5 protein-coding genes and 1 pseudogene are annotated in these 9,055 nt (G+C 59.3%); 2 read left to right on the top strand and 4 right to left on the bottom strand.

Annotation, left to right across the window (positions count from 1 at the left end):
- Positions 1 to 213: 213 nt before the first annotated feature.
- Together FGL94_RS18990 and FGL94_RS14875 are read right to left on the bottom strand one after the other, a co-directional pair.
- Positions 214 to 1,959: pseudogene (locus FGL94_RS18990) on the bottom strand (SLC13 family permease); the annotation flags it as partial.
- A complete protein-coding gene (locus FGL94_RS14875; protein ID WP_144926972.1) occupies positions 1,925 to 2,158 on the bottom strand; it encodes a hypothetical protein in 234 nt (77 codons plus the stop codon). The pseudogene FGL94_RS18990 and the gene FGL94_RS14875, both read right to left, overlap by 35 nt.
- A gap of 150 nt (positions 2,159 to 2,308) precedes the next feature.
- On the opposite strand from FGL94_RS14875, the gene FGL94_RS14870 reads away from it, so the two are divergent.
- Positions 2,309 to 3,421 carry a transposase gene (locus FGL94_RS14870; protein WP_144926969.1) on the top strand — a complete coding sequence of 371 codons (1,113 nt, stop codon included), beginning with the start codon at positions 2,309 to 2,311 and terminating at the stop codon, positions 3,419 to 3,421.
- A 271-nt stretch (positions 3,422 to 3,692) separates the two neighbouring features.
- Here the strand turns inward: FGL94_RS14870 and FGL94_RS14865 are convergent, their stop codons facing one another.
- Complete coding sequence (locus tag FGL94_RS14865; protein ID WP_144926966.1) at positions 3,693 to 4,946, bottom strand: MgtC/SapB family protein; 1,254 nt, start codon at positions 4,944 to 4,946, stop codon at positions 3,693 to 3,695.
- 913 nt (positions 4,947 to 5,859) lie between these two features.
- Here FGL94_RS14865 and FGL94_RS14860 point away from each other — a divergent pair.
- Positions 5,860 to 7,344, top strand: a complete 1,485-nt coding sequence (locus FGL94_RS14860; RefSeq protein ID WP_186313428.1) for an AAA family ATPase — start codon at positions 5,860 to 5,862, stop codon at positions 7,342 to 7,344.
- A gap of 528 nt (positions 7,345 to 7,872) precedes the next feature.
- On the opposite strand, the gene nirK is transcribed toward FGL94_RS14860, so the two are convergent.
- Positions 7,873 to 9,003, bottom strand: a complete 1,131-nt coding sequence (gene nirK, locus FGL94_RS14855; RefSeq protein WP_144926963.1) for a copper-containing nitrite reductase — start codon at positions 9,001 to 9,003, stop codon at positions 7,873 to 7,875.
- Positions 9,004 to 9,055 lie beyond the last annotated feature (52 nt).

Below are 9,055 nucleotides of genomic sequence, written 5' to 3'. Positions count from 1 at the left end.
GGCGACGTGTCAGCGACTCCCTGCTGGCAAAAACAACAGGTGAGAGTCACCGACGCCGAGGATAGGAGTACCGGCGGCTTGGCACCGCCAGTCAGCTACCGACTACGACGACTGGGTTAGACGGGTTCCCGCAAAGTGGCGGAGTCATGGTTGCGAACCTGAAACTCTCACCGCTCGGGATTCCTCCGCGTGAACGCCGAGGAGGATGTCAATGCTCACCATCTCCGTGATGATCGCGATGCCGAGATAGAAGGCCGCGAGCATCGCGATCGGTGGCAGCACGGCGCTCCCGGCGACAATTCCCGTCGCGATGAGGTCCGCCGTCCCGGACACCTCGAATGCGATCCCCAGAGGGATAACCCCCGCCAGTAGGAAGATAACGTTCCAATCGACGGCCTCGTAGGCGTCCGTGGGCCGGAGGACGCCCGAGAAGAGCATCGCAACGACACCGGCGAGAGCGCTGACCATAATGGAGAGGTAGTCGAGGGCGGCCAGCCCGACGACGCCGGCGACGATGCCCAGCGCGATGGGGATCTGCGTCCGGTCGAACTCCTCCCACTGCTCGTCGCTGGAAACGACGATGTTGGTGTCGGAGCGAAGCCGGTCGAGGACGTCCGCGCTCGTCTGCACGAGTAACACGTCTCCGGCCCGCGGGTCGACGTCGCGGAGGCGCTGACGAATCACCTCGTCGCCCCGGCGGTCCACGTACTCGGACACCGTCTTCCCCTCCTCGAAGCGGTAGCGCAGGAAGTGGGCCTTGTCCAGTGGGGTGGCGTTGCCCTCCCCGACCTTGGTCTGCACGTAGACCTGTCGACCCTCGTCGCGCCAGTCGAGCAGCGCGAACGAGCCCCCGGCCGTCTCGACGAGCCGCATCTCCTTGAGTTGGTCCTCGGAGGCGTCGGAGTGGCGCAGGTGTTTGTTCAGGTCGTCGTAGCCGGGGGCGCGCTCCTCAAGCAGGTCGAGGTAGATCGCCTGCTCACCGCGGGTGTTGTCCTGGATGATGCCGTAGAACTCGCCGACGACCTCCTTCGCGGTCATGGCGTCGTTGCCGCGCCGGACCGCCCCGTGGTGTTTCGAGTACTCCTGGAAGCATTTTCCCATCTCGATCACGCCGATGTCGCCGCCCTTCAGCTCGCGGTTCTCCTCGAGGGTCTGGCGGGTCTCCTTGGCGGTGCAGACGATCCGGCGGCGGAGGGAGTTCCACGAGATCGGCTTGCGATCGTCGGTGGGTCTGGCGACGATCACGATGTCGAAGGAGACGGCTTCTCGCGCCACTTGGAACTTGTTCAGGTCGGAGTTGATGGGGTACGTGGCGGTGGTCTCGAACCCGGTGTCACAGAGCGACTCAAGGAGTTCACCCCACGATTCCTCGTCGCTGTGGTGGTAGGTGAACGACAGCACGCCGTCGTCTTTCAGCGTGCGATTCGTCTTTCAGCGTGCGATTGATCACGGAGAGTGCCTCCCCGATTTCATGCTCGAAATCCTCCGCAGTTTTGTCAAGATACGGGTTCGTGACGATCGACTCCACACGCGGAGTAAACTCCTAGTCGAACCCGGGATATTCATCTTCTAGCAGGATCTTCTGCCAAACGTAAAAGAAATCAGAGACTTCAGAGTAGATGATGTTGTCGTAGTAGGCGGGTCCGTGAGCACCAGATCGTACTCGTCTTCGGCCTCGATCTCTCGCATGTCCTCTTGCCGGACGTCGGCGTTCCGCCCGATCGGCTGAGAGAAAGCGGGACTTTCGCGAGTGTCTCCGTTTTCAACATAACGCTCGGTGGGGGCCTCGGCGTATTCCACGCCCCTTTTGACTTTGTCGAAGGTGTTCGAGAACGCTCCCCGCCCCGCTCCGGTACCCCAAATGTTGTTTTCGACATAATCCGTCTGGGGGACGAAGCAGTTCATCCGAGACGTCCCTTCTATCTTATAAGTAAGTCCGGTCGGCAAGGAGCGGGTCATGCATGTCCGGTCCGGATGTCCGACTGACGCCAACCACCAGTGAGACGGTCATGAGCGCTAACAGTCCTATCAGGGCAAGAGAGAAACTGGTTACGCCGACCGCGACGAGGAGTGTCATCCCGAGCAGATCGCCGCCGAGCGTGACGAGGAGGGCAACTAACGTGAGTCCGAGCAATCCGTCCTGTGACTTTGTGGTCATACGAGTCATAGGGACTGGACGGGGTTAAGCCGCACCCGACACCTGCCGTTATGTCTCACGCTGCCACACATCATTGACATCCTCCCCGCACTGAACAGTAATTGCCGAACCTGACTGAGACTCTTCACGCTGGGCTGTGTTGGTCACCAGATGGTCCAGACAGCTGAGGCGAAACAGGTTTGTCGTGCTGCGTCAACGGTGCTGTTCCCAGCGCTCGAATTCGGCGTGAAACTGTGTGGAAAGTACACGAGAGAGGATTTCTTGGAAATCCTCTCTCGGATTGCTTTTGACCAGGAATTCGCAAATACGGGTGGGAAAACGCTCCAACTTGATCGTGACAAGCACGTCGATATCACCGCTACGGCTCGAAATTTACTCGCTAAATCGCTGCTGTACCACTTGCGCAATCTCTCTACAGACGCCATCACCGACCAGTTCGATGGCGTCCGAGAGCGAGTGTTCGAAGTCCTCCGGTCTCAGCGCCGACTTCCCGCGTTCGTCGATGTTGCCATCGATCTCCACGAGTGGCGCTTCTACGGGTCTGCCGATACTGACCACGTCCTAACCACGTATCCGGATCTCGGAACGAACAAAGCGTTTTGTTTCGCAACGCTGTGTATCGTCGCTCCTCGCACGCGATTTACGCTTGCGGTGGTCCCGATGGACGCGAACGGCTTTCGCGCCAAGCGCGACGCCGTTCGCTCCTTGCTCGAAACAGCCAAACAGTACGTCTCCATTCGGCACGTCTACCTCGACCGTGGATTCTACCAAGTCCACGTCGTCGCAGAGTTAGAACAGCAGGATGTCGATTACATCGTACGTGCGCGGCCGAGTAGTGGAATGAAAGACCGTCTCAGCGCCAGCGCTGAGACGGTTGCTGACGAGTACACGATGCAGCGAAAGCGCAAACCAACGGCGGCGGTAGATGTCACAGTCTTCGCGGTTCCGCACCGCACAAGCGAAGATGAGCACGTCTGGTTTGTAACGAGTTTGGACGTAGACTCATCGACAGCGAGAGCATACGCGGCGGCGTTCCGCCGCCGCTGGGGGATCGAAACGTCCTATCGCCAGCTCGGTGATTTTCTCCCGAGAACGTCATCACCGACGTTCTCGGTGCGATTGTTCTACTTTCTGTTCGCGGTGTCGTTGTACAATCTGTGGGTGTTAGCCAACGTTTTAGCCTCGACTGGAACCGCTCCAGAGACACCGCAGATATCAACACGGATCTTCCGTAGATTCGTTCTCTCAACAGACTACGGCTGAGTTCACACTCGAATCTGACCGGGATGACCGGTGAGTACGCCTTATCGCGGAGAGGTATCGCTCGGGAACGCCGCTAGCGCGGCGTTCCCTCCCTCTCTCACTGGATCTGTCACACCGAAATCCGATCCAATCGTGAAATGCACGAACTCAACGGCTCGGTTAGTACGGAACAAGATTTGATTCGGCAACTACTGTGAAGCGCGAGGCTTTCTCCTCGATTCTCCGTAAGCATATCGTGCGAGTTTGACTCACGCTGCCCGACACTGGAAGCCTATAGTATGAGTAGAACGAGGCCACTCACGATAACGACGCTCAGTACGATAGAGACAAGTCGGCCGAGGCGATACGTGCCCAAGAGCCACGCCAAAGCCGCCTTGACGAGCGTGTTTGCGATGGCCGCAATGACGATCCCCGTGGTCGCAACCTGCGTCGAAATCGTCCCTTCAGCAGCGAGTTTACTCAGTGTAATAGTCATCGCATCGACGTCTGCCAGACCAGAGAGGAATGCCGTGGCGTACACGCCCGATGTGCCGAGCCACTCGTGTGCGTGTTCGGAGACGAGAAGCACAACCGCGAAGACCACGCCGAATAGGAGCGCTGGCTGGAGTCGAAACGGATTTTTCAACTCCCCGGGTTCGATCGTCTCGTCGGACGTTGTTAGCCAGTACAGCGTTCCTGCAGCGACGATCCCAACGACGGTCATGACTCCCAGCGGGACGGCGACACTCGGGAGTAACGTCGGATTGACGACCGCGACTTCGATGAGCGCTCGCGGGAACATCACGATAGACGCAGTGACGACCGCGAACGCGCAGACGTGATACAGCGTCTCGTTTTCCACTGTCTTCTCGGCCATCGAAACCGTCGTCGCCGTCGAAGAGACAAACCCGCCGATAACTCCCGTCACAGCGATGCTCTGTTCCGGTTTGAGGAACTGTGCGAGCACGTACGCACCGAACCCGAGTCCGGTGACGAACACGACCATTAACCAGATAAACCGTGGGTTGAGCCCATAGAGACTGTCGAGTGGACGGTTTGGAAGCGCCGGTAGAACGACGAGGACGACGAGGATAAACTTCGCCGAGGCCAGACGTTCAGTCTCCTCGATCTGGTCGGCGAACTCGTGGATCGGATCCTTGATCGAGAGGATCACGGTAACGGTACCGCCGACAATAATTGCGGTAACTGCCCCGGTCTCAGAATGCATGGTCATCGCTCCCAGTATTGTGGTGAGAAGTGCAGCCATCAGCGTTGTCAGACCGATATCTTGTTCGTACCAGATCTTCCCAGCGTACGCGACGGTGAGCGGGACGACGAGCGCGCCGACGGCAAGAGAAAGCATTCTCGGGAAGAATGCCGAGACGAGCGCCCCATAAAGCGCAAACAGGGGGAAGGTACGGCTCCCGGCGAACGTTCCACCTGACTCGCTTTGCTCTCGTTCTAATCCGATAAGAGCGGCAAGTCCCACACCGATGAGGAGACGAAAGAGGACCTCCGCGAGTGGATCGGTTATGGGATCGACCATCGCTTAAATATTCGATTAGATGAAGTGTTAAACTATGGGATAGCAAATCGCCGCGATCATATCCGCGGCGTCAATCGAATCGTCCTTGCTGGCTATGCGCTGTATCTCGCACACTAACGGCTGTTACGGCTGTTTCACGCTTTTTTGTCTGATGAATAAGGGATCGACAGAGCCATTTGAAACGGTGACCCACCAGACACCCCTCTATCGATGTGTTCACAGCGGGAAGCGGCGCCGAGCCGAGAGTTCGGACAGCGGTTCGAGCATTTCGCCAGCAGCCGCTAGCACGTGTTGTTGGCGACAGCCGCTAGCACATCCTGTCGGTAGCCTCGATCGGAGGGGGAGACACACACCCCTCTATCGATGTGTTCCAGTAACCAACACCGAGGGAAGTGCAGTCGCAAAATAGCTGAGAATCGCCGTTAACGCGAGTAAACTAACGCGAGAGCGGTCAGAACATCCGCTTAGCCGAGAATTCCTCGTCGAAGGATCCCGTTGTCGTCTGAACCACAAAACTCGCGATGACAGAACACATCGAACACATCGATAGAGGGGTGTGTGTGTGTTGTGTTAATACAATGAAAGAAGAAAGGGAAAGAGCGTCCAAAATAACCGATAGAGATCCGAGGAGAACGCGTTTTCCGTTATCTAGCGGCTCTCTCACGTCTCACGTCGTTCTCCCCTCCCGAGTTCACCCGCTGATCCCCCCCACCCACCAAACACATCGAACACATCGATAGAGGGGTGTGTGTCTTCGACCCCGTACTAGCAAACACATCGTCAGCCGCTGGGTGGCTCTCTCTCCGTGGTCGGTGAAATCGTCTTAATCAAACTAGAACACATTCTGAAACGGTGAATTACACTTCGATAGAGGTGGGGAACCTTTTTGGCACCGGCCGGTATGGGTCGGACTATGGGTATTGACGACTCCGACGATCCTGCCGAGGAATCGGGATCTCTGGAGGATGAGACTACGGCGCAAACCGATCTTTCGAGTGCGACGCACTCGGAGACCTCACGACACCGCTCCCCATCACACGAATCCGACGACGGCCATCCGTCTGATGGGACCACTGAGCCGTCTGATGAGGCCGCGGGGGAGTCTCCGCAGTCGATCGAAGATATGCTGCTGGAGTTCGACGAACAGAAGGGACTCATCCGTGACCGGTCACTGCTCGATCCCAATTTCGTGGTCGAAGAGGACCGCATCGTGGGCCGCGATGCGCAGCTCCAAGAGGTCACGAAGATGCTCCGTGTCGCACTTGGAGACAACCGTCCGCCGAACCTGTTCCTCTATGGGCCGTCTGGGACGGGGAAATCGCTCATCACGAAGGCCGTCTGTAACAACATTAGCCGCATCTGTGACTCCCGAGACATTCGGTTCGGCACCATCGAAGTGAACTGCCAGGACTTGGACACGCTCGGCGTTGCGGTGTACGAACTCACACAGCAGGCCGCCGATGAGGCCGGTGTCGACGTTGAGGTCCCCAAACACGGCGTTGCGACGAAAGAGAAATGGGACGAGCTCTACCGGATCGTGAACGACCACTTCGACTCGGTCGTGTTCGTTCTCGATGAACTGGACATGCTCGTCGGCCGGCGGGATAAGCAGGACCCCGCGTTTTCGCGACTCCTGTATCAGCTCTCGCGAGCCGGTGCGAACGACGACCTAAACGCGTTCATCTCGGTCGTCGCCATCTCAAACGACACGAAAATGATGGAGTCGGTCGGAAGCCGAGCGGTCAGCTCGTTTACGCCCGAAGACGTGCACTTTGACGATTACGACGCGAACCAGCTCAAGGCGATCCTCCGCCGCCGACAAGACGCCTTCCACGAGGATGTCGTCGACGACGACGTGATCCCGCTCGCGGCCGCGTTCGCCGCGCAGACGCACGGTGACGCGAGGAAAGCGATCGATCTCATGCGCGTCGCCGGCGAGCTTGCCGAACGCGAAGGTGATGCTCGCGTTCGCGAGGAACACGTCCGTGCCGCACAGGCGAAGGTCGAAAAGAACCGTGTGTTAGAGGTTGTCCGTGGGATCAGCACCCAAAAGAAGCTCTGTCTGTACGCGACGGCGACGGTCGCGTCCCAGACGACTGACGGGACGGCGCGGAGCACGACCGGGTACAGGGTGTATCAATACCTGACTGACGCGATCGATGCCGATCAGTATCATCAAGAGACGTACGTGAATAAGATGAAAGAGCTCACGACGTACTCGCTCGTCGACTTCGAACGACGGAGTCACGGCCCCAGTTCGGGGATGTTTCTCGAGTTCCAGTTCGGTGAGCGGCCGGAAACGATTCTCGAAACGCTCCGTGAGGACTCTCGCATTGAAATGGTCTCCGAGGATGAGGTCCAATCGGTCGTCAAAGCACAGATCCGGAATCAGACGTAGCCGGATCTGACGCCCGTCCGAAATCTCCTGTTCAGTATACACCCCTCTATCGATGTGTACAGTCACTCTGTTATCGGCCCGCAATTGACGGTTGTGTTAGTTTTCTCATCTACTGTGTGCTCTCAACGGCAAGCGGAGGTACACCCCTCTATCGATGTGTAAACTCGACGGAACGTTCTTGAAACGCCGTATTATGCGGTATTCTCGTTGTGAGTGGGTATCGCTAATCCCGTATTCTCGGATGTTCTCAGACCACCAGCAGATAATTGGCTTCCCACGAGACACCCCTCTATCGATGTGTTCGAGCACTCTCACGCCCGGACACTCCCCTCTATCGATGTGTTCGAGCACCCTCACACACGGACACACCCCTTTATCGATGTGTTCGAGCACTCTCACGCCCGGACACACACCTCTATCGAAGTGTAGACGGAGGCCGTGATCCGTGAGACTGCGACTGCGGACCGTGCGAGTACCGGATCGCGCGAGCACCGGGCCGCGAGCCGATCGCCGCGGACCACCGGGCGATCAGGACGACTCGCCGTCGGGGTCGTAGATATCGGAGTTCTGTTCGCCCTGCACTTCGAGCACGCCGAGCAGTCCCTTGCGAGCCACGCGAGTCAGCGAGTGGTCGACGATTTTGATCGGGCCGGGAACGGGGGTTCTGATCTCCGCGGCGGTGACGGTACCCGGCGCGACCGGCGTCGTCTCGACGTAGCGTGCGGGGTCCGAGACGAGGTCGCCGTCGCGGTAGAGCTTGTCCCAGACGTTGCCGATAGCGTGCCACGAGCTGTTGAGGTTCGGGCCGCCGTTGGAGAGGAAGAGCCGGACGCGCTCGTCCCGCTCGACCGGGATCCGGCCGTAGCCGTCCTGCGTGAACGCGTACGCCTCGCCGTTGAACGCCATGTAGGTCGGATCTTCCTCCTTGGCGGCGTCCACGCTCCACTCGTGGTGACCCTCTTCGCCGGTCTCGCCGTTCGTGTACAGCTCGTGCTGACCGAAGTAGAGTTCACGGTCGACCTCCGGGAGGCCGTCCTTCGGCTCGACGAGGATGGCGCCGAACATGCCGGCGCTGATGTGGTGGTCCATGTTCGGGACCGCGCAGTGGTAGATGTGGACGCCGGGGTAGGTGGCCGTGTACTGGATGTTCGCCTCCTCGCCGGGCGCGATAGTGGTGTGATCTGCCCCGCCGCCGGGCCCGTACACCGCGTGGAAGTCCATGTTGTGCGGGAGCCCGCTGTCCTCGGGGTTCTTCAGGGTGAAGTTCACCGTGTCGCCCCGGCGGACGCGGACCATCGGGCCGGGAACCCGCCCGTCGAAGGTCATGTAGTCGAAGGTGACGCCGGGCTCGATCTCCGCGGTCACCTCGGTCGTCTCCATCGTCACGTCGTGCGTGCGCGGCTCGTCCCAGTCGACGGGGTCGGGCACGTCCGTCGGGTCTGCGGCGATGCGGTCCACGTCGACCTCCGCGGCCGGATCGAGCGAGGCCGCCTCGGCTGACGACCCTCCGGTCTCCGTCTCCTCGCCTCCCGTCTCGCCCGTGGCGGCCGCGTTGGCGTCCGTTTGGCCGCCGCCGACGCAGCCCGCGAACGCGGCCGCGGCGCCGATACCCGCCGTCTTCAGGAACGCACGCCGATTAGTGTGGGAATGTCGAGTCATTGGGTCTCCCTTCGATTGGTATTTATCGAGTGAATTCCGTATAACGGCACAA

The organism is Halorubrum salsamenti (genome assembly GCF_007671685.1).
Taxonomy (GTDB): domain Archaea; phylum Halobacteriota; class Halobacteria; order Halobacteriales; family Haloferacaceae; genus Halorubrum; species Halorubrum salsamenti.
This window is presented reverse-complemented; position numbering and strand designations above follow the sequence as displayed.

Bases quoted from the DNA above. Each gene is read 5' to 3' on its own strand.
- FGL94_RS14875 (WP_144926972.1), bottom strand. From the start codon at position 2,158: ATGACCACAAAGTCACAGGACGGATTGCTCGGACTCACGTTAGTTGCC.
- FGL94_RS14870 (WP_144926969.1), top strand. From the start codon at position 2,309: ATGGTCCAGACAGCTGAGGCGAAACAGGTTTGTCGTGCTGCGTCAACG.
- FGL94_RS14865 (WP_144926966.1), bottom strand. From the start codon at position 4,946: ATGGTCGATCCCATAACCGATCCACTCGCGGAGGTCCTCTTTCGTCTC.
- FGL94_RS14860 (WP_186313428.1), top strand. From the start codon at position 5,860: ATGGGTATTGACGACTCCGACGATCCTGCCGAGGAATCGGGATCTCTG.
- nirK (WP_144926963.1), bottom strand. From the start codon at position 9,003: ATGACTCGACATTCCCACACTAATCGGCGTGCGTTCCTGAAGACGGCG.